Origin of the sequence: Actinoplanes sp. NPDC051851 (assembly GCF_040681165.1) — a bacterium.
Lineage (GTDB): Bacteria > Actinomycetota > Actinomycetes > Mycobacteriales > Micromonosporaceae > Actinoplanes.
Genome location: NZ_JBFAYF010000035.1, coordinates 41,116 through 65,526, shown reverse-complemented (window position 1 = coordinate 65,526; position 24,411 = coordinate 41,116). Strand labels below are relative to the sequence as shown.

21 protein-coding genes are annotated in these 24,411 nt (G+C 70.3%); 8 read left to right on the top strand and 13 right to left on the bottom strand.

Going from position 1 to position 24,411, the window contains the following annotated elements:
* Positions 1 to 4: 4 nt before the first annotated feature.
* The gene (locus tag AB0M08_RS29160; protein WP_364499863.1) at positions 5 to 445 is read left to right on the top strand and encodes an RDD family protein; all 441 of its coding nucleotides are present in this window, start codon (positions 5 to 7) and stop codon (positions 443 to 445) included.
* Positions 446 to 481: 36 nt separating this feature from the next.
* Entirely contained in the window at positions 482 to 1,081 is a 600-nt protein-coding gene (locus tag AB0M08_RS29155; protein ID WP_364499861.1) for a hypothetical protein, read from the top strand.
* A gap of 37 nt (positions 1,082 to 1,118) precedes the next feature.
* Here the strand turns inward: AB0M08_RS29155 and AB0M08_RS29150 are convergent, their stop codons facing one another.
* Positions 1,119 to 1,262, bottom strand: coding sequence for a hypothetical protein (locus AB0M08_RS29150; RefSeq protein WP_364499859.1), 144 nt, complete (start codon positions 1,260 to 1,262; stop codon positions 1,119 to 1,121).
* Positions 1,263 to 1,617: 355 nt separating this feature from the next.
* Positions 1,618 to 3,864 (bottom strand): EAL domain-containing protein, encoded by a 2,247-nt coding sequence (locus AB0M08_RS29145; protein WP_364499856.1) that lies wholly within the window; start codon positions 3,862 to 3,864, stop codon positions 1,618 to 1,620.
* A 102-nt stretch (positions 3,865 to 3,966) separates the two neighbouring features.
* On the opposite strand from AB0M08_RS29145, the gene AB0M08_RS29140 reads away from it, so the two are divergent.
* Positions 3,967 to 5,868: a KUP/HAK/KT family potassium transporter gene (locus AB0M08_RS29140; RefSeq protein ID WP_364499853.1), complete on the top strand. Its 1,902-nt coding sequence runs from the start codon at positions 3,967 to 3,969 to the stop codon at positions 5,866 to 5,868.
* Between the two features lie 50 nt (positions 5,869 to 5,918).
* The gene (locus tag AB0M08_RS29135; protein WP_364499850.1) at positions 5,919 to 6,686 is read left to right on the top strand and encodes a hypothetical protein; all 768 of its coding nucleotides are present in this window, start codon (positions 5,919 to 5,921) and stop codon (positions 6,684 to 6,686) included.
* 74 nt (positions 6,687 to 6,760) lie between these two features.
* Here the strand turns inward: AB0M08_RS29135 and AB0M08_RS29130 are convergent, their stop codons facing one another.
* The 5 genes from AB0M08_RS29130 to AB0M08_RS29110 form a co-directional block, all read right to left on the bottom strand.
* Entirely contained in the window at positions 6,761 to 8,122 is a 1,362-nt protein-coding gene (locus tag AB0M08_RS29130; protein ID WP_364499848.1) for an MBL fold metallo-hydrolase, read from the bottom strand.
* A gap of 30 nt (positions 8,123 to 8,152) precedes the next feature.
* Entirely contained in the window at positions 8,153 to 9,307 is a 1,155-nt protein-coding gene (locus tag AB0M08_RS29125) for an oxygenase MpaB family protein (protein ID WP_364499845.1), read from the bottom strand.
* Between the two features lie 201 nt (positions 9,308 to 9,508).
* Positions 9,509 to 11,068, bottom strand: coding sequence for a M4 family metallopeptidase (locus AB0M08_RS29120; RefSeq protein ID WP_364499843.1), 1,560 nt, complete (start codon positions 11,066 to 11,068; stop codon positions 9,509 to 9,511).
* A 459-nt stretch (positions 11,069 to 11,527) separates the two neighbouring features.
* On the bottom strand, positions 11,528 to 12,346 hold the full coding sequence (locus AB0M08_RS29115; RefSeq protein ID WP_364499841.1) for an SAM-dependent methyltransferase: 819 nt from the start codon (positions 12,344 to 12,346) through the stop codon (positions 11,528 to 11,530).
* A gap of 90 nt (positions 12,347 to 12,436) precedes the next feature.
* Entirely contained in the window at positions 12,437 to 13,264 is an 828-nt protein-coding gene (locus AB0M08_RS29110) for a serine hydrolase (protein ID WP_364499839.1), read from the bottom strand.
* Between the two features lie 84 nt (positions 13,265 to 13,348).
* On the opposite strand from AB0M08_RS29110, the gene AB0M08_RS29105 reads away from it, so the two are divergent.
* Positions 13,349 to 14,386 (top strand): SGNH/GDSL hydrolase family protein, encoded by a 1,038-nt coding sequence (locus tag AB0M08_RS29105; protein ID WP_364499837.1) that lies wholly within the window; start codon positions 13,349 to 13,351, stop codon positions 14,384 to 14,386.
* On the opposite strand, the gene AB0M08_RS29100 is transcribed toward AB0M08_RS29105, so the two are convergent.
* Both AB0M08_RS29100 and AB0M08_RS29095 read right to left on the bottom strand, forming a co-directional pair.
* Positions 14,349 to 14,960, bottom strand: a complete 612-nt coding sequence (locus AB0M08_RS29100) for a hypothetical protein (protein ID WP_364499835.1) — start codon at positions 14,958 to 14,960, stop codon at positions 14,349 to 14,351. The two genes, AB0M08_RS29105 and AB0M08_RS29100, sit on opposite strands and share 38 nt — an antisense overlap.
* Before the next feature lie 297 nt (positions 14,961 to 15,257).
* The gene (locus tag AB0M08_RS29095) at positions 15,258 to 16,700 is read right to left on the bottom strand and encodes an aldehyde dehydrogenase family protein (RefSeq protein ID WP_364499832.1); all 1,443 of its coding nucleotides are present in this window, start codon (positions 16,698 to 16,700) and stop codon (positions 15,258 to 15,260) included.
* A gap of 149 nt (positions 16,701 to 16,849) precedes the next feature.
* Between AB0M08_RS29095 and AB0M08_RS29090 the strand changes: the two genes are divergently transcribed.
* Both AB0M08_RS29090 and AB0M08_RS29085 read left to right on the top strand, forming a co-directional pair.
* On the top strand, positions 16,850 to 18,430 hold the full coding sequence (locus AB0M08_RS29090) for a hypothetical protein (protein ID WP_364499829.1): 1,581 nt from the start codon (positions 16,850 to 16,852) through the stop codon (positions 18,428 to 18,430).
* A gap of 59 nt (positions 18,431 to 18,489) precedes the next feature.
* Complete coding sequence (locus AB0M08_RS29085) at positions 18,490 to 19,353, top strand: hypothetical protein (protein ID WP_364499826.1); 864 nt, start codon at positions 18,490 to 18,492, stop codon at positions 19,351 to 19,353.
* A 72-nt stretch (positions 19,354 to 19,425) separates the two neighbouring features.
* Here AB0M08_RS29085 and AB0M08_RS29080 read toward each other — a convergent pair whose 3' ends face one another.
* The 4 genes from AB0M08_RS29080 to AB0M08_RS29065 all read right to left on the bottom strand — a co-directional run bounded on the left by AB0M08_RS29080 (position 19,426) and on the right by AB0M08_RS29065 (position 23,486).
* The gene (locus tag AB0M08_RS29080; protein ID WP_364499823.1) at positions 19,426 to 20,346 is read right to left on the bottom strand and encodes a serine hydrolase; all 921 of its coding nucleotides are present in this window, start codon (positions 20,344 to 20,346) and stop codon (positions 19,426 to 19,428) included.
* 188 nt (positions 20,347 to 20,534) lie between these two features.
* The gene (locus AB0M08_RS29075; RefSeq protein WP_364499820.1) at positions 20,535 to 21,188 is read right to left on the bottom strand and encodes a PilZ domain-containing protein; all 654 of its coding nucleotides are present in this window, start codon (positions 21,186 to 21,188) and stop codon (positions 20,535 to 20,537) included.
* Between the two features lies 1 nt (position 21,189).
* On the bottom strand, positions 21,190 to 21,735 hold the full coding sequence (locus tag AB0M08_RS29070) for a GAF domain-containing protein (protein WP_364499817.1): 546 nt from the start codon (positions 21,733 to 21,735) through the stop codon (positions 21,190 to 21,192).
* A 224-nt stretch (positions 21,736 to 21,959) separates the two neighbouring features.
* Positions 21,960 to 23,486, bottom strand: coding sequence for a multicopper oxidase domain-containing protein (locus AB0M08_RS29065; RefSeq protein WP_364499814.1), 1,527 nt, complete (start codon positions 23,484 to 23,486; stop codon positions 21,960 to 21,962).
* 248 nt (positions 23,487 to 23,734) lie between these two features.
* On the opposite strand from AB0M08_RS29065, the gene AB0M08_RS29060 reads away from it, so the two are divergent.
* Positions 23,735 to 24,295 carry a hypothetical protein gene (locus tag AB0M08_RS29060; RefSeq protein ID WP_364499812.1) on the top strand — a complete coding sequence of 187 codons (561 nt, stop codon included), beginning with the start codon at positions 23,735 to 23,737 and terminating at the stop codon, positions 24,293 to 24,295.
* Positions 24,296 to 24,411: the final 116 nt, after the last annotated feature.

Here is a 24,411-nt window from a genome sequence, read left to right as displayed (position 1 = left end):
CCGCATGGTCTTCGTCGCGCCCTCCCTCAACGTCCGCGTCACCGGCCGCCGCGTCGTCGCGACCGTCATCGACGGCATGGTCTTCGGCGCGCTCAACTCCGGTCTCGCCGCGCTCTTCGGCACCGAGAAGGCCGACTCCGGCTTCGACCTGACCCAGCTCTCGGTCAACAAGGGCACCATCTGGCTCCCGATCGCGGCGATCCTCTACTACGTGCTCCTCGAGGGCTTCTTCGGCCGTACGCTCGGCAAGCTCCTCACCGGCATCCGGGTCGTCGACGCGGAGACGGGCGGCCGCCCCGGCGTGCTGGCGGCGGTCTCCCGCACGCTGCTGCGCCTGATCGACGGCTTCGGCGGCTACCTGGTGGGCTTCCTGGTCGCCATCAACTCCGACCGCCGCCGCCGGCTGGGCGACATGGCCGCCAAGACCCTGGTCGTCCGCGCCTGACCTGCTGGGGTACGAGTCGTACCGCACTCACCGTCGGTGACCCGCAACCTCTTCCTCGCGGCCCTCGTGCCCCGGCTCTACGACGAGGAGCAGCTCAGCATGCTCCGGGAAGCCCGGATCGACGACGTCGCCAGGCTGCCGGAGCTGGAGCGCATCGTGGGAGCCTTGACCGCCGCGCAGCTCCGATCCGCCGTCACGGCCCTGCTGGAGGAGAAACCGCCCTTCGTCGACGACCGCACACGTGCGCAGCTCCGAAGGATCCTCGGGGCAGACCTCTCACCTTCGCAGGCGGTCGGCGACGTACTCAGCGCAGGCGGTCGGCTGAACCCCGGCGACCGGCTCACCTCCTACAACGGACGCTACACACTGGTGATGCAGGGCGACGGAAACCTCGTGGGCTACGACGGAACCGAGGCCTTCTGGGACACCGGCACGTGGACACACCCCGGCTGCTACCTCATCGCGGAACCGAGCGGCCGCTTCACCCTGATGACACCGGAGGGCACCGTCGCCTGGACCCGCGCGTCCGGAAGCGCCGACGGCTACCTGTGCGTCCAGGACGACCGGAACATCGTCATCTACTCCTCCAGCGGCGCGAACCCGACCGCCGCCTGGGCCAGCCACACGAACGTCTGAGGAGCGGTCCCCGCAATCTCGACGACGCCGAGGTCACTCAACGTCGTCCTGCGATGTCCGCCACCGACGCCGTCACCCGCGGAAGGTTGTCCGGCTGCAGGCGCTCCGGGTCCGCCTCGCCGATCCGCGAACGCACCTGGATGTACGCCGTCTCAGCGATGGTCGCCCAGGATGTCTTCACCCGGGGAAGCTGCCGTTCTGCTCGTGACCGTGATGACCATTCCGATCGCCGCGAGGGCCACGAGGGCGCGCACAGTGAGGCCCGCGAGGGCGGGCCGCGCACACGATCGGTCCGGGGAGGGCGACCCGCGTACACGATCCCGCGTGAAAGGGCGACTCGCGTACACGGCCGGCTCGCCGAGGGCGACAGGTGCACGCGATCAAGGTGGATCCGGGGCGGTCGCGGCACACCATCGCGGTTTGTCTGCTTGCGGCGCCCTCTGGAGGGCGGCAACGCGACACGATCGAGCAACGCCGGCCGCTCGCGACCAAAGATCAACTTCGTCCGGAGATGGACTTCGGGCCGAAACCACGGCTCACCCCGACGGAACCGCCGTCTGCGACCTCAGCCAGCGGGTCGTGGTCTCGGCGTCCTGGGGGCGGGCGATGCCGTAGCCCTGGGCCAGGTCGCAGCCGTACTCGTGCAGGCGTTCCAGGATGGCGTCGTCCTCCACGCCCTCGGCGATGATGCGCATGCCCAGGCTGTGGGCCAGCTGGACCGTGCTCGCGACGATCGCCGCGCTCCGGGTGTCCGTCACGCAGCGACTCACGAAAGCGCGGTCGAGCTTCAGGTCGTCGACCGGGAGGGACTGCAGGTAGGCCAGGCTCGAATAGCCGGTGCCGTAGTCGTCGACCGCCAGGCGCAAGCCCATCGTGCGGAGGCTGGTCAGCAGGGCGAGCGCGTGGTCGGCGTCGGTCATCAGCACGCTCTCGGTGACCTCCAGTTCCAGGGCGGCCGGGGGTAGCGCGTACCGGTGGAGCAGCGCCGCGACCTGGTCGGGGAAGGACGGGTCGCGCAGGTTGGAGACCGAGAGGTTGACCGCGACCGCGATCGGCAGGCCCTCGTCGTGCCAGGTGCGGATCTGGCGGCAGGCCAGGTCGAGCACCACGGCGGTGATCCGGCCCATCAGGTCGGCGCTCTCCGCGGTGTAGAGGAAGGCGTCGGGGTAGACCAGGCCGCGGTCCGGGTGCTGCCAGCGGACCAGGGCCTCGACGCCGTGGACGCGGCGGTCCCGGCCGACGGCGACCTTGGGCTGGTAGTGCAGGACCAGTTCGCCGCGGTCCAGGCCGGCGCGCAACTCCTCCAGCATGGTGAGGCGGCTGCGGGCCTGGTCGTCGAGGCCGGTGGCGAAGGTGAGGCCGTCGTGGCCGGTCTTGGCGGCGTACATGGCGACGTCGGCGCGGCGCAGCAGGGTGGGGCGGTCGGCGCCGTCGTCGGGGCAGACCGAGATGCCGATGCTGGCGTCGACGTGCAGGTCGACCTCGGGCAGGGCGAACGGCTCGCGCAGGGTGGTGAGCACGCCGCCGACCGCCTTGCCGGCCGCCTCGGCGTCGAGGCCGGGCAGGATCAGGCCGAACTCGTCGCCCCCGAGCCGGGCCAGCAGGAAGCGGTCCGGGAGCGCGGCGCGCAGCCGGGCGGCGACCAGGAGCAGCAGGCTGTCGCCGACGTCGTGGCCGAAGCTGTCGTTGACCTCCTTGAAACGGTCCAGGTCGACGAAGGCGACGGCGAGCCGGGGCGAGGCCGAGTCGATGAGCAGGCCGTCGAGGCGTTCGACGAAGGCACGGCGGTTGGCCAGGCCGGTCAGGTCGTCGGTGCGGGCCTGCCTCCGGGCGGCACCGAGCGCCTCGGCGCTGCGTACGGTGATCATCATCCGGACGATGGCGGCGGTGACCGCGGTCCCGGCCAGCACGCTGCTGACCTGCTGGACGCTGGTGTCGGTGATCGATTCCCAGACGAGCAGGCCGAGGCAGAGGAAGGAGAGCACCGACGGGACGACGGTGCTGAAGCCGCCGTTCTCGCGGGGCTGGATCACGGTGTTCCGGCCGGTCTGGTGCGCGGCGGCGGCGAGGACGGCGAGGCTGGTCACCCAGAGCGGGTCGAGCCACGGCGGGAGCGGGTCGACGCCCTGCCAGAGCAGCACCATGCCGAACGCGTCGCCGACGGTGAACAGGGCCATCCCGGCGATCAGGGTGAGCATGGCCCGGTCGAAGCGCCAGCCGCAGAGCGCCCACGCGCCGAGCAGGCAGCCGGTGATCACGATGTCCGAGACCGGGTACGCCGCGTTGATGATCACGTCGCCCGTGGTGGCGCCCGGGGTCGGCTCGACGGTGGCCAGCAGCGGCACCGAGACCAGGGCGGTGATCGCTCCGGACGCGATCACGCCGTCCAGCCAGACCGGCGCGGAGAGCACCGGCAGCCGGCGGCGCAGCAGCAGGACCAGGGCGGCGCCGAAGCACGGGTAGAACGCCAGGTAGCCCGGGTCGGCGAGGGTGACCAGGGGTTCCGGGTCGAGCGGGCGCACCACGACGTACCAGTAGACGTTGCCGGCCGCGTAGGAGCACATCCCGGCGGCGAGGCAGAGCCAGGCGGCCCGGTCGGGTCCGGGGGTCCGCAGCGCACGGACCAGGACCATCAGGCCGGGCAGCGTGTAGAGCGTATTGGTCAGCAGGATCGCCGGCATCGTCTCGTCGACCGGGTGCCCGGCGCCGACCAGGACGGCGACCGCGCACTGGGCGAGCAGCAGGACGGCCAGGACCACCCAGACCACCGGTACGCGCCGCATGTCAGCAGTATCGGGGCCCGAACCCCGATCTTGGGTGAGAGTCCGGTTACTACGCGTAAGATCGATAGCGCGATTTGTCCGTTTTGACAGGTGGGCGGTGCCGTGTCCGGAACGAAGAGCGCCAACGCCGGCATCGGGGTCGTCGTCGGTGCCCTCGGCGTGGTCTTCGGCGACATCGGCACCAGCCCGATCTACACGCTGCAGACGGTGTTCAACCCGGAGGACCCGCACCCGGTCCCGGTCAGCCCCGGGCACGTCTACGGCGTCGTCTCGGTGATCTTCTGGTCCGTGATGATCATCGTGACCATCACGTACGTCTCCCTGGCCATGCGCGTCGACAACGACGGCGAGGGCGGCATCATGGCCCTGATCGCGCTGCTGCGCCGATCCACGTCGGCGGGCCGGGCCGGCGGGGTGCTCGCCGTGGTCGGCATCTTCGGCGCCGCGCTCTTCTTCGGCGACAGCATGATCACCCCGGCCATCTCGGTGCTCTCCGCGGTCGAGGGCGTGGAGACCGTCGAGAAGTCGATGGGCGAGTTCGTGGTGCCGATCACGGCGGTCATCATCGTCGCGCTCTTCCTGGTCCAGCGGCACGGCACGGCCATCGTCGGCAAGGTCTTCGGCCCGGTCACCATCACCTGGTTCGTGGTGATCGGCTTCCTGGGCGTCACCGGGATCGCCCGGGAACCCGGCATCCTGCGGGCGCTCTCCCCCACGTACGCGGTCGGCTTCCTCGCCCACAACTTCGACGTCGCGTTCTTCGCGCTGGCCGCGATCGTCCTCTCGGTCACCGGCGCCGAGGCGATCTACGCCGACATGGGCCACTTCGGGCGTACGGCCATCACTCGCGGCTGGATCTTCCTGGTGCTGCCCGCCTGCACGCTGAACTACCTCGGTCAGGGCGCGCTGATCATCCAGGACCAGAGCAACATCCGGAGCCCGTTCTTCCTGCTCGCCCCGGAGTGGGCCCGGCTGCCGCTGGTACTGCTCGCCACCGCCGCCACGGTGATCGCCTCGCAGGCCGTGATCACCGGCGCGTACTCGGTCACCTCGCAGGCCGCCCAGCTCGGCTACCTGCCCCGGCTGCGGGTCCAGCACACCTCGGACTCCGAGATCGGGCAGATCTACGTACCCTTCATCAACTGGGTCCTGATGGTCTCGGTCCTCACCCTGGTCTTCGCCTTCCGCAGTTCGGCGGCCCTCGCGTACGCGTTCGGCATGGCGGTCACCGGCACCATCACCATCACCACGCTGCTCTTCTTCTACGTGGCCCGGACCCGCTGGCGGATACCGCGCTGGCTGCTCTACGCCGGGGCCGCCGTCCTGCTCCTGGTCGACCTGCTCTTCGTCGGCGCGAACCTGACCAAGCTGGTGCACGGCGCCTGGCTGCCGCTGCTGCTCGCGCTCGTCACGTTCACCGTGATGACCACCTGGCGCAAGGGCCGCGAGATCGTCACCCGGGAACGGCGGCTGCGCGAGGGCACCCTGTACGACTTCGTCGCCCAACTGCGGGAGAACCGGTGCGCCACCACGCAGGTCCCCGGCACCGCGGTCTTCCTGAACCGGGGCAAGGAGGCCGCGCCGCTGGCGATGCGGGCCAACGTCGAGCACAACCGGGTCCGCCACGAGCACATCCTGATCATCGCGGTGAAGACCGAACCGGTGCCGCGGGTGCCGGCCACCCAGCGGCTCGCCCTGGACGACCTCGGCTTCGACGACGACGGCATCGTGCACGTGACGATCCGGTTCGGTTACGCGGAGACACCCGAACTGCTCCCCGTGCTGCGTACGCTCGACGAGCAGACCACCGAGGGCCGGCTCGACCTGGACCGGGCCTCGTACTTCCTCTCCAAGGTCGAGGTGCGCCGGGGGGACGCGCCGACCATGGCGGCCTGGCGCAAGCGGCTCTTCATCGCGACGTCGTACCTGACCGCCGACGCCGCCGAGCACTTCCGGCTGCCGCGCGACCGAACAGTGATCATGGGCTCACATATCGAGGTGTGAGTTTCGGATAGGCTTCTCCTTCGGTATTCGACGGACGGACAGGGAGGACGATGGCTTCCGCACGGTGGGGCCTCTGGGTGCCCCCGTCCCGGCGTCACGTGCTCCCGCTCACCGGTGAGGCCGAGAACGTCGAGCTCAAGGTGGTCGTCCCCGACCACCACCGGCGCTCGCTGCGCCTCGGACGGCACCGGGCCCGGGTCCGGCGGGTCTACTTCCTGGACACCCCGGACCTCGCCCTCGACCGGCACGGCCTGATCGTCCGGGTCCGCGCCACCGACGGCCGGCCCGACGACACCGCGGTCAAGCTGCGCCCGATGACGGTCGACCCGGCCCCGAAGTGGCTGCGCCGCGCCCGCAACTTCGAGGTGGAGATCGACGCGCTGCCCGGACACCGGGTCTGCTCCGGGTCGATGAAGGTACGCCTCGGGCACGGTGACGTGGACCGTACCCTCAAGAACCGCGAACCTCTCGCCTCGCTGCTGACCTCGCGGCAGAGACGGCTGATCGAGACCTATGGCCCGCCCTCGATCGCCATCGGCGATCTGCGGGCGCTGGGCCCGGTCGAGGTACGGCGATACCGGTTCGTACCGTCCGCGCTCGGTGCGCCGCTGACCGTGGAGCGCTGGTCGTATCCGGACGGCTCCACCCTGCTGGAGCTCTCCACCCGCTGCCCGGTCGGGCACGCGGCCGACGTCGGCGAACGGCTCTCCGCACTGCTGCGCGACTACGGCATCGCACCGGCCCGCTCGCAGCGCACCAAGACCGATCTGACCCTGCGCTACTTCACCGGGGAGACCGGCCGGGCGACGGCCGCCTGAGACCGTGCGCGGTGCGGGCCAGCCGGATCGCTGCGGGTGGCGCCCGGAACAGCGACCCGGCTGGGGACAGGGGGTCAGGGCGAGGTGACGACCGCGAAGCCGTTGGCGGCGGCGTGGGGGAAGGCGTCGTCGATGTGCACCACGGAGCGGCCCGCACGCTGCAGATAGCTGGCGGCCGCCGCCGCTCGGTAGCCGGACGCGCAGTGCACCCAGATCGTGCCGGGCGGCAGCGTGCCGAGCGCCGACGGCAGGTCCGGCAACGGGACGTGGATCGCCTCGGCGACGTGGCCGACACGCCACTCGTTCGGGAGCCGGATGTCCAGGATCACGTCGGACTCCTCGATGACCGCGGCGAACCCGGCCCAGGTAGCCGTACGCAAGGAGGCGAAGGCGGAGGCGGACGGGCCGGAGAAGTCCGGGAGGGCGGCCGCCGCCGGGCGATCGATGCCGATCCGGGCGAGCTCCCGCTGGGCCTCGGCGACCTGCTCCGCGGACTCACCGAGGAGGGTGATCGGCGCGCCCCACGGTGCCATCCACCCGAGCCACGTCGCCAGCGCGCCGTCGAGGCCGAAGCTCAGCGTCCCCGCGAGGTGCCGTTCCGCGAACGCCTTCCGGGTACGCAGGTCGACCACCCACTCCCCCGCCCCGATCCGGGTGGCCAGCTCCGCGGCGTCCGCCGGGCGGACCGGGCTGAGGTCGATCAGGTCGGCGCCGGCGCTGTTCCGGGCGCCCATGTGCGCGTAGTACGCCGGATACCGGTCGAGCCCGGCGAGGGTCGACGCCACGAAGTCCGGGGCCTCCAGGCGCAGGGCCGGGTTCGCGGTGCGTTCCCGGCCGATCGTGGAGGAGGTCGCGTCGGTCTGGCCGGCCGAGCAGAAGCTGCCGAATCCGTGGGTCGGCCAGACGTGGGCGCCGTCGGGCAACAGGTCGGCGAGCCGCCGTACCGAATGATGCTGATGCTCGGCGAGTGACGCGGCGTGCGAGGAGCCGAGCAGGTCGGTGCGGCCGGTGGTCCCGAAGAGCAGCGAGCCGCCGGTGAAGACCCCGACCGGCTCGTCGCTGCCGAGCAGCAGGTAAGAGAGGTGGTGGAAGGTGTGCCCGGGGGTGGCCACCACGCGCAGGCTCATCAGCGGCGAGACGTCGACGAGCAGGCCGTCGGTGACCGGGACGCGCTCGAAGTCGACCGCGTCGGCGGCGTTGACCAGGTACGACGCGCCGGTCACCCGGGCGAGGGCCAACCCGCCGGAGACGTAGTCGTTGTGCAGGTGGGTCTCGACGACGTGGGTCACACGTACGCCGAGGCGCCCGGCGAGGGCCAGGACTCGGTCGATGTCGCGCTGCGGGTCGACCACGACCGCCACCCGGCCGTCGTGGGCCAGATAACTGCGGTCGCCCAGCGACGACGTCTGCAGGATCTCCACAAACAGTTCGCTCATCCCGTGTTTATACATGGGAGAGCTATGAAATCAGGGAAGGGCTGCACCCCATCGAGCGAATTGAGCGCGTGCCTGCCGCTCGCTCCGGGCCAGCAGCATCGACCGTCCGCCCGGCAGGCGCCCCAGACCCTGGCTCATCACCAGGTTGGCGGCGACGCGGGCAAGGCCGTACCAGGGCAGCCGCGCGGGCAGCCCGAGGTCGCGCATCGCGGCGGGACCGAGCAGCCAGGTGCTGACCGATAGTGCCCGCTCGCGCTCGTACCGGCGGCGGAAGCGGCCGGTGACCACCTCGTCGGTCATCGCGATCAGGGCGCGGGCCAGGGCGACGCTGTTGGCGTCCGGCGGCGGGTCGAGCGAGAGGAAGTGGTAGAGCTGCCGGCGGCCCTGCCGCTCGGTCCGCGGCAGCCACCGGTCGTCCACGCCGAGCAGCCAGCCGACGTAGCACCACAGGTGCATCACGGCCTCGGCGTCGGCGCGCGGGACGCGAACGCCCAGCAGGCGCAGGTGCAGCAGGAAGCTGGTGCTGAACACGCCGAGCGTGCTCGCCTGGTCGTACTGGTTGATCGGCAGGCCGCGCAGCGCGTGGTCCCAGGTCGGGTCGGCGGCCAGGCGGTCGTTGACCAGCGCGTGCATCACCCGGACGTGCAGGGTCTGCAGCACGCCGTCGCCGCCCGGCGCCAGTCCGCCGGGCGCGGTCACCGACCGCCACCAGAGCGAGGTCTCCTGGATCCGGCGCAGGGTCTCACCGCCGCTCAGACGACCGGTTCTGACCAGGGGTTCCAGGGCCGCGGCGGTGCGGTAGCCACCGAGCAGCGAACCGTAGGCGAGCACCAGACCGGCGTCCATGCCGTAGCTCCGGCAGGCGCGCGCGCCGCGCTCGAGCAGCCGGTCGTCGACCCACGAGGGCCGGTCCAGCACGTGCGTCAAGAACCTCCGCACCGGTTCCGGCGCGTCGTCGCTTGCGCTTGCTTTCAGCGTACGCAACAGGGATGTGACGGAAAGATCGGGTGACGCATGAACGGCCTGGACCAACGACGCGGCCGGCTCGTCCCGACGGGTGAGACCGTCCCGGAGGGCGTCGAGCTCGTCGGGCGTGGGCGGCGCGCCCGGACCCGCGAGCAGGCGCAGCGGACGGGCCGCGCGCTCGCCCCAGGCCCGGTCCATGCCGAAGCGGCGGGGAGTCATGAGATCGACGATAAAGTGAGCGAATGCCCGGTTACCACTCGTGTTTCTCATACTTTTATGGTCATGAGTAAGCCCCGGAGGTGGAACGCCGGCTCGCCCTGCCCTGACGGCCCACGCCGACGCGGCGACCTCGAAGCCCACAGGGCAAAGACCAAGCGGTGACCCGCCGCCACGGGTCACCGCTTCGTTGTCAGGACGTCCTTACGAGACCGAGACGGCGGCCCACGCCGCGGCGGTCTGGGCGTACTGGGTGCTGCTGGTGCCGTACAGGTCGGCGGCCGCCGAGAGCGTGGCGGTCTTCGCCCCGCTGAAGGTGGTCGACGAGGTCATGTACGTGGTGAGCGCGCGGTAGAAGATCGCGCCGGCCGCGGTGTTGCCGATGCCGGTGACCGTGCCGCTGTTGCAGGTCGGGCTGCTGTAGGAGACGCCGTTCACGGTGTGCGCGCCGGAGCCGACCGCGAGCAGGAAGAACGCGTGGTTCGCGACGCCCGAGGAGTAGTGCACGTCGAGGTTCTTGACCGTGCTGCTCCAGCACTTGGCCGAGCTGCCGTCCTTCGACGGGTCGTCCATGTAGCGCAGCGGGTCACCGTCGATGACCAGCTCCTCGCCGATCAGGTAGTCGGCGACGTCGTTGCTGTTCGCGGCGTAGAACTCGACGAGCGTACCGAAGATGTCGCTCATCGCCTCGTTGAGGCCGCCGGACTCGCCGGTGTAGACCAGGCCCGCGGAGTTGGCCGTGACGCCGTGGGTCATCTCGTGACCCGCCACGTCGAGGCTGGTGAACGGGCCGTAGGAGCTGCCGTCACCGTCGCCGTAGGTCATGCAGAAGCAGTCGTCCGACCAGTACGCGTTGTCGTAGCTGCGGCCGTAGTGCACCCGGCTGTAGCTGCCCGCGCCGTCGTCGGCGATGCCGTTGCGGCCGAAGGTGTTCTTGTAGTAGTCCCACGTGGTGGCGACGCCGAACTGCGCGTCGACGGCCAGGGTCTGGTCGTTGGCCAGGGTGCCGGTGCCCCAGACGTTGTCCGAGTCGGTGACCAGCGTGCCGGAGCCGATGTACCGGTTGCCCATGCTGACCGTGTAGTTGTTGCCACGGTTCGGGTCCTTGAGCTGGTAGGTGCCCGAGGACAGCGTGGTGTCCAGGGAGACCGAGCCGACGTAGTAGCCGGTGCCCGAGCCGGTGACGGTCTGCTCCTCGGCCCACGAGTCGACGACGGCGCCGGTGTTGGCGTCGACGAGCACGTGGGTGAGGGTCATCTCCGCCTCGTTGAGCACCGCGGTCTTCCAGACCAGCACCGGGCTGTCCTCGATGGCGTCCACCATCAGGGTGGCCCGGCTGAGGACGCCGGTGCCCTTGAGGGCGGCGGCCGCCTTCGCGGTCGCCTGGGCGGCGGTCAGGCCCGGCGTGGTGGACAGGGTGAGCGCCGACTTCTGCGTACGGGTGACGCCGGTCAGCGAGCCCGCGGCGGTGAGGTGCGCGATGACGTCGCCACCGAGCACCGACACACCCTGGTAGGTGCGGTTGAGGTGCACGTGGCTCTCGCCGTCGGCGTCGATCTTGATGTTCCGGCCGGCGAAGGCGTCGGACCCGCTGGCCGCAAAGAGACCGGCCCGCGCGGCGATGGCGGTCTTGGCGTGGGCAAGGGCGAACGCCGGGGTTCCCGGGGTGGGGGCCGGGACGGCGGCCGTCGCCGGCCCCGCGATGCCCGCGAGGCCGATCGACGCCGCGAGCGTGGTGGCGCTGAGGATCGCTCTGGTGCGCACCGTTTCTCCTCTTCTTCTCTCCGTACGGTCTGCGAATGACCGGACGGAGATTGAGTGTCATGAATGTAAGGCGCCCTGAAAAGCCCCCGGTTCGACGGCGGGTGCCGCGGCGTCATAACAGGCCCACTCGGGTCAATCGGGGCACTTTCACGCGGCGTGCGCGCCCTCCGGCCCCCTACCAGCAGGTAACCCCGTTATGTTTACCCTGAGCCATCCGGTCGACATCACTCTCCGTTGACCAAAACGGCCAATCCATCCATAACAAGCTATGGAATGTTGCGGAGATATTGATATGAGCATGTCAGATGCTGTGCGTTTGCTATGCTCGGCGCCCACGTAACACCGACTTAACCGATCAAGATTGGTTAACGCGAACGTAATCGGCCGACGCTAGCGTCGACGCAGAGTGAGACGGAGAAGGCCGGTCCCGCGACGCGGAACCGGCCTTTCGGGAACCTCTCAGGCGGCGCGGACCCGCCCCACGATCGCGTTGAACGCCACATCCTCGATCGACGGGCGCGGCTGCGCGGCGTCCTCGGCCCACCAGAGGGAGGCCGACTGGACGCCCGGCTCGATCAGGTCCAGGCGGCCCTCGAAGAGCTTCGCCAGCTCCTCGCCGGTACGCGCCTTGAACCGCCCGCCCGGGTTGGCCAGCTCCAGCTTCTCGATCGCCTCGGGCGGGAGGTACTCCCACGTCGAGTGCGAGACGACCACGAAACTGCCCGGCGGCAGCGCCTCGATGATGGTGTCGACGATGCCCTGCGGGTCCTCGTCGTCCCGGATGAAGTGCAGGACCGCGACCAGCATGACCGCGATCGGCTTGGTCCAGTCCAGGGTCTCACGGGTGTCCGGGTCGTCCAGGATGTCCCGCGGGTGCCGCAGGTCCGCGTCGATGTACGCGGTCCGCCCCTCCGGCGTGCTGGTCAGCAGCGCCCGCGCGTGGGTGAGCACGATCGGGTCGTTGTCGACGTACACGATCCGGGCCGTCGGGTCGATCCGCTGGGCGACCTCGTGCGTGTTGTCGGCGGTCGGGATGCCGGTGCCGATGTCCAGGAACTGCCGTATCCCGTTGGACGCCAGGAACCGTACCGCGCGCTGCAGGAAGGCCCGGTTCTCCAGCGCGGCGAGCCGGATCGCCGGCATGTGTCTCTGGATCTCGTCACCGGAGGCCCGGTCCGCGGCGAAGTTGTCCTTCCCGCCGAGCAGGTAGTTGTACCGCCGGGCGGAGTGCGCCACCGTGGGGTCGATCCGTTCCAACGCATGCCGCCGGTCAGCCACCGACGCCTCCTTAGGGGCCCATCCGAAGATCCGCACGCATAGTAATACGAAGCACTGTGTCCTCAGTAGATCAACTCAGTGACGTACGGATCAGTATCCGAGCTTCTCCCTGGTCAGCGCCGCGATCTTCTCGACCAGGGCGATACCGTCCTCCTGGGTCTTGTCGCCGCGCGTCAGCACCACCACGGAGACGTTGGTGTCCCGGTCGTCCGAGACGATCCGGCCGATCGAGTTCACCACCCAGAGGTTGTCGTCGGCGCTGCGGGTGTCCCAGCCGTTCTTGACCGGCGCGGACTCGCCCTCCTTCGCCGCCGACGGCACACCCCAGTCCTGGTCAGCGTTGACCGAGCCCATCAGGTCGAAGACGTACTGCCGGCGCTCGACCTCCAGCTCACTGTCGTCGCTGACCAGGTTGCCGAGCAGCCGGGCCTGGTCGTCGGCGGTGGTCTTGGTGAGACCCCAGGCCGCGTTGACCTCGGTCTCCTTCATGCCGAGCCGCTCGTCGCAGGCGGTCAGCCCGTCGGCCGAGCCGAGCGCCTTGAAGAGCGCGGTGGTGGCGTCGTTGTCGCTGGCCCGGATGGACTTCTCGGCGAGCGACTGCTGCTCGTCGGTGAGGTCGGCCTTCTCGTCCTGGGCGCGCAGCTCGGTGCAGGCGAGGATGGAGACCTTCACGATGCTCGCCGTGTCGAACTCCTCGGAGCCCTCGTACGAGTAGTCCGTGTCGTTCGCCTTGTCGAGGACGGCGACCGCGAAGTCCGGCGAGGTCGCCGCGAGGTCGTCGAGCGCGCTGGTCAGCTGCTTCTGCTTGCGCCCCTCGGAGCTGAACGCGGGAAGGTTCCCGGTGACGGCGAGCCCACCCACCACGACGGCGGCGAGCACGACCCCGGCCACCGGAATGAGCACCCTGCTTGACGACATGCGCCTTCCCCTTTTCTCCGGGTCGCCACCCTACAACCCCCGCACTCCTGGAAATCGCCCGGCGTCGATGGTTATGGTGGCGGTGTGCTGACCAGTCACCTACCTTCCGTGATGGCCGCCGTGCTGCTCGCCGCCCCGCCGCTGCCGGCCCACACCGCGGGGAGGACAGAGCCTGGACCCGGTGTCGTCCGGTTCAGCTGGCCGGGCGTCTACTTCGAAGGGCGTTTCCGGGGTACGAGTATCGGCATCGTCCTCAACGACGCATCGGCCGACTACGACGTTCAGATCGACGGCGCCGTCGTGGCGACCCTGGTCACACCCGGCTCGACGACGTACCGGATCCGCGACCTGGCCCCCGGGAACCACGAGGTGCGCCTGGTGAAGCGCTCCGAGAGCCCGTGGGCGATCAGCGAGTTCGGCGGCTTCCGCGGCGACCTGCTCCCGGCACCCGCGCCACGGCACCGGCAGATCGAGTTCATCGGCGACTCGTACACCGCCGGGTACGGCGACCTCTCCCCCACCCGCGACTGCACGAGCGACGAGGTCAACCGGACCACCGACGCGGACGTCAGCTTCGGCGCGCTCACCGCCCGCCGGTTCGGCGCCGACTACCAGATCAACGCGTTCTCCGGCCGCGGCATGGTCCGCAACTACAACGGCGGCGAGCCCGGCACGGACTACCGGACGTACTACGACCGCGCCCTGCTCAGCGTCGACGGCGACGTCTGGCACGACCCGTCCTGGCGCCCCCAGGTCGTGGTGGTCGGCCTCGGCATCAACGACTTCTCGACCCCGCTCAACCCGGGCGAGAAGTGGACGACGTCAGCCGAGCTGGAAGCGGATTACGTGGCCGCCTACAACGGTTTCCTGGACAGGCTGCGGGCCCGGTACGGCCCGCACACCGAGATCGTGGTCAGCGCGACGTACGTCTACAACTCCACCCAGCTGACCGACCTGACCAGGGCGATCGTCGCGTCCCGCACCGACCGGGTCCACTGGTGGTACTACGACAGCGAGGGCCTCGACTACGCCGGCTGCCACTGGCACCCGTCGGCCCACGACCACGAGCTGATCGCCGACCGCCTCACGGCATACCTGACCGACCTGCACCCGTCCTGGTGAGCCGCTCGACGGTCCACTCGGACCACAGCGGGTCCCACGGCCCGCCGCCCTCATCCTCCTCGTCGTGGAAGTGGCCCGCCGGGTCCGCGGCGTGCGCCGACCGCCACAACGTCAGCACCGGGTCATCGAGGCGCTCCAGCCCCAGCACCTCGATGATCAGCTCCTGCGCCTGCGCCCGGTCGGGATCCTCGCTCCGGTTCGCCACGAAGTGGGCGTGGGCCCGCCGCATCTCGCCGAGGTCCCCGCCGGCGGAGAACTTGAAGAGGTCATGCCAGTGCGGCAGCGCGACCAGGGTCGCCAGCGCGGTGGCCAGGCTCGGGCCGAGGAGACCGGCGCCACCCTCCGAGTTCGCGAACAGGAGGGAACGCGACGAACCCTCCGCACCGACGAGGAAGTACCGCCCGCCCGTACCGTCACAGGCGATCATCTCCAACCGCGCGCCCGACGACAGCCGCGCCGTCACCGCCTGAGCCGGGTCCGCATCCTCGACGTCGAAGTCGACCAGCCACCGCAGGGCGTCCGCGACCTCGGCCTCCGCGACGATCCGGCGAAGCAGCGCGGCGTCATCCAGCATCCGCTGAGGATACGACCTCCCTGACCAGCGAATTCCTGGGGCCCGCGCCGCGCGGTCCCGTCGAGATCGATCCGCGCCGGCGGCTCATTCCGTCACCGGCCGGCACTCACGGGTGCCTCGCGGTGCCCGACACACCCTCCACGACCAGCCAAAACCGCGCGGCTGGTGCTGACGGGTGCCTCCCGAGGCCCGACACACCCGCCAGCACCAGCCGGGCCCGCCGGCCGTGCGCACGGCTGGTCGTGGCGGGTGTGTCGCGGGCTCGGATACAGCGCTCGGGGCCGGCCGGGCGCGGGGTCAGGACGGGCCGATGATGACGGTCTGGAGCTCGGAGAAGGCCTCCAGGACCGAGGCGCCGCCGACCCGGCCCAGGCCGCTGTCGGAGCCCGCGCGGCCGCCGAACGGCAGGTGGCTCTCCCAGTAGTTGGTGGACTCGTTGATGTTGACCCAACCCGTGCGGACCGCGTCGGCGAAGGTCAGGCCGCGCTGCAGGTCGGCCGTGTAGATCGCGGCGAGCAGGCCGTACCGGGAAGCGTTGGTGGAAGAAATGGCCTCGTCCAGGCTGTTGATGGTCACGATCGGGGCGATCGGGCCGAAGGTCTCCTCGGTCGCCGCGAGGGCGTCGGCCGGGACGTCCGTGAGGACCGTGGCAGGCCAGTAGAGGTCGGTCGGGAAGCCCGGGGCGGGGGCGCCACCGGTCAGGATCCGGGCGCCGCGGGCGACGGCGTCGTCGACGTGGGAGGCCATCTTCGCGGCGACGGCGGCGTTGTTCAGCGGGCCCATCGTGGTCGCGTCGTCGAACGGGTCGCCGAGCAGGATCGTCTTGTCGACCGCGGCGGCGAGCCGGGTCGCGAACTCGTCCCGGACGGAGGCGTGGACCAGCAGGCGCTCGCCGGCCGTGCAGCTCTGGCCCGCGCAGAGGAAGCAGGCGGCCAGCGCACCCTCGACGGCCCGGTCCAGGTCGGCGTCCTCCATCACCACGAGAGGACCGTTGCCGCCCATCTCCAGCAGGGTGGCCTTACCGGCGGCGGCCGCGGCGACCAGGCGGCCGGTCGCGGTGGAGCCGATGAACGCGACCGCGTCGGTGCCGGGGTTGCGGGCGATCTCGTCGCCGACCGCAGGGCCCGGGCCGGTGACCAGGTTGAGCACGCCGGGCGGCAGGTCGGCCTCGGCGATGCACTCGGCGAGCGCGACGGCGGCGATCGCGGTGGACGGCGCCGGGGTCCAGACCACCGTGTTGCCGGCGGCGAGCGCGGGCGCGATCAGCTCGGCGGGCATGGTGTACGGCCAGTTCCAGGGGGTGATCACGCCGACCACGCCGCGCGGGCGCCGGACCAGCAGCGCGCGGGCGCCCCGGGTCGCCGAGGGCGGCAGGAGTCCACCGGAGCGCTTGGCGTCCTCGGCCGCCATCCGCCAGTAGGTGACCAGCTCGTCGACCTCGTCGTACGCCTCGGCTCGCAGGGGTTTGCCCTGGTCCAGGGTGAGGGTCCGGGCGAGCGCGTCCCGCCGGGCCTCGATCACGTCGCCGACCCGGTGCAGCAGCGCGGCCCGCTCGAAGGCGGAGAGCGAGGACCAGACGGTGGTCGCCCGGCGTGCGGCCGCGATGGCTTCCCTCGCATCCGTACGGTCCCCGTCCGGGACCAGACCGATCGTCTCCCCGGTGGCCGGACTGGTCGCGGCGACGGTCGCTCCCGTTCGGGCCCCACGCCACTCGCCGTCGACGTACATCTGCGGTTCCATCGGCTCTCCCCGGGGGTGGATCTTGCGACGTGTTCAGAGTAGCCCGCGCGCCGAAGGCCACGATTCGCGCATTCGCGGTGAACCCACGCCGTGTTCGCGTCGTAGTGAGACCGGCGATCCACGCCGGCCTGACGCGACGAAGGGTATCCATGCAGCCGAACCAACCACCGCTTTCCGGCCACCACATCGGGGCCCAACAGCAGCGGGTCCAGGGGTGGCGGGATGACCTGCTGACCTTTCTCGACAAGGCGAAACCCGTAGCGGATCGCGTCTTCGCCAACAATCCGCAAGCGGCGACGGACTTCCGTAACGCGGCCGAGAACTACCGCATCCTCCGCGAGGGCCGGCAGAACTATCTGAGCCTCACCGAGTCGGAGCAGCGGCACTTCGGCGGTCTCCAGCAGAACTATCGCGCCGTCTACGGCCAGCTCGGCACCCAGCTCGGCAACCTGGACATGGCCGCCCGCCAGAGCTACGTGTCCCGGGAAGACGGCCAGGTCCTCACCGGACTGGCCCGGCAGGCCGGCTTCGTCAACGCGTTGCCGATGTACGAGCGCGCCCTGCTGGAATCCCGGTTGGCCGTGGGCACCGCGGTGAAGGCGGAGCAGGACATGGCGGGCATCGCCGCGGCGAACCAGGATCCGGTACACCAGGCCACCCAGGGGGCGGCCATCGCGATCGCGTTGCAGAAGACCCGGGACAAGTCGGCGCGCATCGATCCCAGCACACCCGACCCGATGGGCGGCCGGGTGTACAGCGACATCCAGCAGCTCAAGATCGAGAACGCGCAGAGCGCGGTGGCACTCCAGAGGTTCCAGTACGGGCATTGCGGCGACATCCTGAGCGATGCCACCGAGCGGTTCAACCTCAAGCTGGGCGGCATCGCCCCGAACGGCGCCCCCACCAGCCGCGGCGGCGACACGATGGCCGAGATCGATCTCAAGGAATCCGACCACGGCGCGCCCCGGATGAACCACGTGCTGCTCCGGATCGGGCCGGAGAACGAGCCCGAGTCGATGGTCTACTGCAACTGGACCCGGCAGGCGATCATGGCGCCGTACCACCAGCTCACGGTCGCCAACCTGCACCTCTACGAGCACCAGGAACCCCGCAAGGCGGACGGATACAACTGGATCCAGGTGGCGCAGCGGTACACCGACGGCCCGAAGCTGCAGGAGATCGCCGATCGGCCGCTGGCGCCGTACACCCCCGCTCCGCAGGACATCCACAACGTCACTCATGGCACGTTGCGGCAGACCGGCCCGGGTAACGAGCTCTCGGCCCACGGCATGAGCGGGACCATGGCCACCGGTTTCCAGCCCAACCCGGCGCTCCTGGCGCACGCGTCACCCGCCGTCCAGGCGCGGATGGCGATGACTCCCGCGTTCCCGATGACCGCACCGAACCCCGACCCCGGCTACCAGATGGCCGGGCAACCGCCGGTGCAGGGATATCCGATGACTGGGCCACCACAGGGGTATCCGATGGCCGCGCCGCAGGGGCATCCGATGGCCGCGCCGCAGGGGCATCCGATGGCCGCGCCGCAGGGATATCCGATGGCCGCACAGAATCCCGCCGCCCAGTTCGCGGGGAACTGGCAGCACTCCGGCCCCCAATACGCTCCCGGGCCGGGCAACGCCCCGCAGGGCCAGGGCGGCTATTCGGCTCCGCCCCCGCCCGGCTGGGCTCCGGGCGGCGCTCCCGGCGGCGCCCCGGGCTACGGGCGATAGCCACCACGACCAGGTATCTTTCTCGGTCGGAGGAGAACGGGAGGTTGATGGTGCGGTCGGTGACCCGGCGGCTCGCCCTGCGGCGGGTGGATCTCGAGGGAGCGTTCTGCACGCTGCCGGCGGAGGTGGCGGAGGTCCTGGGCGAGCGCGAGACCGTACAGGTCGTGCTGGCGCACCGGGTGCACGGGCTGACCGCGGGCCAGGTGAGCTTCGACGCCCGGCTGGAGCACGTGCCCGAGCCCCGTCTCACCGGGCTGGCCTGGCCGGACGACGTACATCCGGGGGTCCTGGTCACGCTCACCTGGCAGCCCATGAAGGAGCTCGTGGTCCTGCGGACCACTCCCGCCGAGGAGCCGGCCCGCGTCGACGGCGTCGACTTCTTCCACGAGTACGACCCGGCCACCGTCACCGCCGACTATGAGGATCTCCGCTCGAACCGCGGCATGGTGCTGACCGCCGTCCGCCGGCTGGGCCGGGTCTTCGAGGACGGCAGCGCACTCATCCCCGAGGAGGGCCTCGCCGCCCGCTCCGGTCTCGGGCGGGGGAAGAAGGGCACCTTCCTGATGCGGAACGCGGTCGACCAGCTGATCCGCGAGGGTTACGTGACCCGGGTGACCGGCACCCTCGGCGCCGAGGGCGAGCCCTGCTACCCCGCGGCCGAGGGGGACGATCCGGTCGAGATGCTCTTCTACGCCCCGCTGGTCGACCCGGCGGCGTACCCGGGTGAGGACGACGGCGAGGGCGGCGAGCACGGCCCGCACCGGGAGCACTGGGTCACCGGGTTCATCAGGAAACTCCCGCCGGGAGCGCAGCCCTCCGAGAAGCAACTCTCCCTGCACCAGCAGGCGATCGACAGCGAGCAGATCGAGGACGGCCCGCTCGCACCGGGCTACACCTTCGTGAAGAAGCACCACCGCGGCTGACCCACGTGCACCCGGTTCCGGGCCCACCGATCCCCGCTCCGCGCACGGCCGGTGGGGATCGGTACTTCAGGTTCAATATTTCAGGTACTGCCTCGTCAGGGCGGCGACCTTCTGGACCAGGGTGACGCCGGCGTCCATGGTCTGGTTGTCGTGGGAGAGGACGGCGACCGAGACGTCGGTGTCGTCGTCGGTGACCCGGCCGATGGTGTTGATCGCCCAGAGGCCGCCGTCGGCGGAGCGGGTGTCCCAGCCGTTCTTGACGGTGGTCTCCTCGCCGGTCTTGGCGATCGACGGGACACCCCAGTCCTGGGTCGAGTCGACCGTGCTCATCAGCGTCTCGGCGGTCTTGCGGGAGTCGGTGTCGAGCGGGCCGTTCTTGTCGACGAACTCGGAGAGCAGCTTGACCTGATCGTTCGCGGTCGTCCGGGTCAGGCCCCAGGAGCTGTTCACGTCGGTCTTGGTCAGGCCGAGGCGCTTGTTGCACTTGGTGACCGCGGTCTTGCCGCCGAGGTGCTGGAAGAGCGAGGTGGTCGCGTTGTTGTCGCTCAGCCGGATCATCGGCTTGGCCAGCGCCATCTCGCCCGAGGTCGGGTCGCGGTCGGCGTCCTGGGACTTGAGCAGCATGCAGGCCAGGATCTGCGCCTTGACGATGCTCGCGGTGTCGTACTGCTCGGTTCCGCGGTACGCGTACTTCTCGCCGGTGGTCTTGTCGAGCACGGCGACGGAGAACTCGGGCGAGGTGGCGTCGAGCTTCTTGAGCGCGGCGTCGAGCTGTTTCACCCGTTTGTCCCGCTCGATCTTGGCCAGCTCCTCCTTGGTGGGCCCGGTCGGCGAGGGCGAGGCGCTCGGCGAGGGGTCGCCGAGGGAGAGCGAGCTGGGCAGCAGGCCGCCACCGCTGTCGTTCCCCGAGGTCAGGCCCATCACGATGAGGCCGCCACCGCCCACGATCACGGTGGCCGCGACAGCGAGAATTCCGATTCGGTAACGGCGCACCCGTGCATAGTGCCGCCTCCGGTGCCGGTTCTCAAATCACCACACTTCAGGCGACCGTACGATCACCGTCCGCCACCGGCGGCGACCACGCCCCACGGCACGCCTCGCGGCGGACCCGCCGGATCGTCTAACGGACCGCGTACGAGGGGAGCACGCTGCGCGCGCATCTCGCGCTCCCCTGAGCACGGCTACCCCCGGACCGCCCGGCGGCGTTCGCCGATCTCCCACGCGATGACGTACTGCCTGATCATCTGGGCGACCGGGTCCTTCGTCTGGAAGACCAGGATCAGGTTCTGGCCCGGGTCGTCGTGGGCGTCGCGGATGTCGTGGATGGCGCCCTCCAGCTGGACCTCGCCGGTGCCGAGCCAGAGGACGGCGCGCATCCGGTCGCCCGGCCGCAGCTGCGGCGAGCGCGGGATCGCGCAGCGCAGGCCGCCCTCGCTGATGTCGAGCAGGCGGCCCTCGACGCTCTCGTCGTCCAGTTCGGCGACGAGACGGACGGCCGCACCGGCGCCGCCGCGGGCGAACTCGCGGCGGTTGCTCTGCTCGGCGGGGCCGGACGGCGCGAGGATCCAGTGGTACGGGGCCTCGTCCGCGACGCCGGCCAGCCGGCAGGGCATCACCACGCGGGTACGCGGCGGCGCCCAGAACACGTCGAGCACGTGACCGGGCCGGACGCCGGCCGGGGCCGCGGTCTCCAGCGGCGAGGTGACCCGGAACGTGTCGCCGTCGACCGCCTCCAGCCGGGACCGGAAGTTGATCCCGTCGCCGAGGACCAGGAAGATCGGCTTACCGATCTCGGGCAGGGCGTCCAGTGCCGCGGCGAGGTCCGTCGTCGTCATCTCAGACGGCCGGCGCGGTCAGGGCGCTCTGCGCCTCGATCAGGTGGGCCTGGAGCTCCTCGAGGGTCTCCAGGGAGAACGCGTACGGCGCCTTGTCCAGCGCGATCAGGCTGCCGATCACCAGGCCGTCGGCGTCCCGGACCGGCACCCCGGCGTAGCAGCGCAGGCCGAGGCGGAGGACCAGGTCGTTGTCGACGTGGTTCGGGTCGTTGTGGATGTCGGAGATGAGCACCGGCAGACCGGTCTCGACGACCAGGCGGCACGGCGACCACTCGCAGGGGACGCCCTCGGCGACCTCCATGATCTTGTCGGGGCGGCCGTGCACGGCGAGCGGCAGCACCGCGTCGGCGAGCACCACGGTGGCGGCGCACGCGGTGGCCGGCAGCGTGGCGGCCAGCTGGGTCACCAGGCCGTCGAGCACGGGTGTGCCGGTCCGCTGGGCCGGACCGGGCAGGGCCGCGGCGGCCGACCGGAGGCGTGCCGGGTCGCGCAGCACGTCCCGGTTGAAGCCGGTGGCGGGCACGTGCGGGTTGAGCAGGACCTGCATTCTGGTTCGCTCCCTGGGTTCGGTACAGAGGTTCGGAACTTCCTGCGGGTATGACGATGGCGGGCGCCGGGTGGCCGGGACGGACCCTGACCGGTGCCGCTCAGTTGCGCCTCTCCGGCCTGCTGCGGAACCCGTACGGGAGAAAGGCGGTGAAAGAAACGCTGCGGAGAACGCTCGGGAGTGCGCCGCGGCAGTCGGCGCACCCCCGGCCGGATCGCGGTTCTTCAGCTGGACATGACCATCAGCATGGCCATCATTCCCTCGTCCTCGTGAATGGTGTTGTGGCAGTGCAGCATGTAGCCGTACGTGTCGTCCGCGTAATCGGTGAACTGCATGGCGATCACGGTGGTGCTCTGCGGCGAGATGAGGATGGTGTCCTTCCATTCCGTCCAGCCGTCGGTGGGTGCCTCGCCGTCGACAGTCTGCACCTGGAACGGGACGTCGTGCAGGTGGAACGAGTGGGTCAGCCCGGTGGCGTTGGTGATGGTCCAGACCTCGGTGGCGCCGATCGTCGTCATGATCTCGCTGGACGCCATCGCCGTCATCGACGTGCCGGAGACACCGTTGATGTACATGGTGTTGCCGCTGTTCGAGAGCGCGATGGTCCGCGTGGCGTCCGGGCTGCTCACGTCCAGCGCGGTGTAGGTGTTGAGCGAGCTCGGCAGGTCGTCGGCCGCACTGGTGGCGGTGGAGGTGAGCGTCAGGATCGAGGTCGTCCCGCTGCCGCCGCGCGCGCCGCCGGCCTCGACCGTGGCCTGCAGGGTGATGGCGCTGTCCGAGCTGGTCACGTCCACGACGATCTCGGCCCGCTCGCCGCCGACCAGCTGGAGGCTGCTGACCGAGAGCGGCGCCGAGAGCAGGGCCGCGTCGGTCGCCACCTGGGTGAGGTCCTCCCCGTCGGTACGCGTGATGGTGATGATGTCGGTGATCGAGCCGTTGAGGATGTGGAACCGGACCCGGCCGGCCGAGACCTCCAGCGTCGGCGTCCCGTCGACGCCCACGTTCGACCCGTTGACCAGCACCGGGAAGGTGGTGGTGCTGGTCAGCAGCCCGGCGGTGGTGGGCTGGATGACGCCGGCCGAGCTGACCGGCAGGGACTGGACGATCAGCGGGAACTGGTCGACGCCGTAGTCGTTGGGGAGCGCGGCGGCGCCGGTGGTGGCGTCGTCCACGATCAGCATGCCGACCAGACCGGAGGCGACCTGCTCGGACGTGGTCTCCAGGGCGTGCGGGTGGAACCAGAGCGTGCACGCCCCCTGGTTGATCTCGAAGGACGGCGAGAGCGTGCCGCCGGCCTCGATGGTGTTCTGCGGACCGCCGTCGACCGAGGGCGGGATGTGCGCGCCGTGCCAGTGCACCGTGCTGACGTCGTCGAGGTTGTTGGTGATGTTCATCTGCACCGTGTCGCCCTGGGTCACCTTGATCACCGGGCCGAGGAAGTCCTGGTTGAACCCGCAGGTGTCGCTGCTGACCCCACTGAGGATCTCGGTCGTTCCGGTCTGCATGGTCAGCTCGTACACCGTGGTGCCGTCGCTGTCGGTGCCGGAGAGCAGGGTCGGGATGGTGAGGGTGCCGCTCGCGGTGGTGGCCGCGCTCGCCGGTGCGGCGAGTTCCAGGCCCGCGCCGACGGCGGCGGCGGAGAACGCCAGGGCGCCGAGGCCGCGGAAGAGGCCGCGCCGGGACAGGGCCCGGTCGGCGATGGAGGACAGGGCGGAGCGAGCCGGGAACGCCGGCCGGTGCAGATCGGTCATGGCCGGGGAAGTTAGGAACTAATGCTGTGTTAATGATATCTAAAGGATATGTAAATGCTTGTATAAGTGGCTCCAAACTGTATCCGAGCTGGATTTTCCCTTGATTCCTGAATTTTAGTTGTGGATCTCCTGTCCCCATGCCCACGGCTGATTGACAGCAATCTCTCACGGTCCTTAGAGGAATCGGCCGCACGGTGAGCCGGCATCCATGTATTCCCCTCATGCAATGGGTCCTGGAAGGAATCTCCATGCGCAAGCGCACCCTGACCAACGGCGCGATCATCACGGCCGTACTGGCCACGCTCGCCGGTGCCGGCGTGGCCATCGCGAACGCCGCGACGACCGAGGCCGGCCCGGCGACCGGCCCCAGCGCCTCGGCGAGCGCCGAGCCCTCCGCCACCGTCTCCGCCTCCGCGACCACCTCCGCGTCGGCCTCCGCCTCCGCGAGCGCGTCGGCCAGCAGCAGCTCCGACGGCAGCGAGTGCGCGAAGGTGTACCTCACCGAGGCGCCCTCGGACGACTCGGTGGGGAAGGTGTGCACCGCCGTGACCGCGAGTGGTACGAGTGTCAGCGGGGTGACGGTCACCTTCACCGCCTCGTCCAGCTGCAGCGGAAGCCTGATGCTGCGGGTCTCCGGCGCCGACTCGAGCGGCGCCGAGTTCGCCAAGGTGAAGGAGGTGACCTGTAGTTCGGGTACGGCGACCGCCTCCTTCGACCCGGTGGACACGGTCCTCGCCGACACCTTCATCTGCGGGACGCTGCTCGCGGACACGTACACCGCGGCGCAGGCCTGCGTGGTCGTCTCCTGACCGGGCCGGTGACCGGTTACCACGGAAGCGGGTGGCCGGTCACCGTTCCGCGAATCGTCACCCTTTTCCCGGGTACCTGGATAAGTTGACGAATGAGGGGGCGGCTGTCCGCTTTC

Bases quoted from the DNA above. Each gene is read 5' to 3' on its own strand.
- AB0M08_RS29160 (WP_364499863.1), top strand. From the start codon at position 5: ATGGTCTTCGTCGCGCCCTCCCTCAACGTCCGCGTCACCGGCCGCCGC.
- AB0M08_RS29075 (WP_364499820.1), bottom strand. From the start codon at position 21,188: ATGACGACGACGGACCTCGCCGCGGCACTGGACGCCCTGCCCGAGATC.
- AB0M08_RS29130 (WP_364499848.1), bottom strand. From the start codon at position 8,122: ATGAGCGAACTGTTTGTGGAGATCCTGCAGACGTCGTCGCTGGGCGAC.
- AB0M08_RS29060 (WP_364499812.1), top strand. From the start codon at position 23,735: ATGCGCAAGCGCACCCTGACCAACGGCGCGATCATCACGGCCGTACTG.
- AB0M08_RS29095 (WP_364499832.1), bottom strand. From the start codon at position 16,700: ATGGAACCGCAGATGTACGTCGACGGCGAGTGGCGTGGGGCCCGAACG.
- AB0M08_RS29145 (WP_364499856.1), bottom strand. From the start codon at position 3,864: ATGCGGCGCGTACCGGTGGTCTGGGTGGTCCTGGCCGTCCTGCTGCTC.
- AB0M08_RS29090 (WP_364499829.1), top strand. From the start codon at position 16,850: ATGCAGCCGAACCAACCACCGCTTTCCGGCCACCACATCGGGGCCCAA.
- AB0M08_RS29065 (WP_364499814.1), bottom strand. From the start codon at position 23,486: ATGACCGATCTGCACCGGCCGGCGTTCCCGGCTCGCTCCGCCCTGTCC.
- AB0M08_RS29135 (WP_364499850.1), top strand. From the start codon at position 5,919: ATGGCTTCCGCACGGTGGGGCCTCTGGGTGCCCCCGTCCCGGCGTCAC.
- AB0M08_RS29125 (WP_364499845.1), bottom strand. From the start codon at position 9,307: ATGACTCCCCGCCGCTTCGGCATGGACCGGGCCTGGGGCGAGCGCGCG.
- AB0M08_RS29110 (WP_364499839.1), bottom strand. From the start codon at position 13,264: ATGTCGTCAAGCAGGGTGCTCATTCCGGTGGCCGGGGTCGTGCTCGCC.
- AB0M08_RS29100 (WP_364499835.1), bottom strand. From the start codon at position 14,960: ATGCTGGATGACGCCGCGCTGCTTCGCCGGATCGTCGCGGAGGCCGAG.
- AB0M08_RS29070 (WP_364499817.1), bottom strand. From the start codon at position 21,735: ATGCAGGTCCTGCTCAACCCGCACGTGCCCGCCACCGGCTTCAACCGG.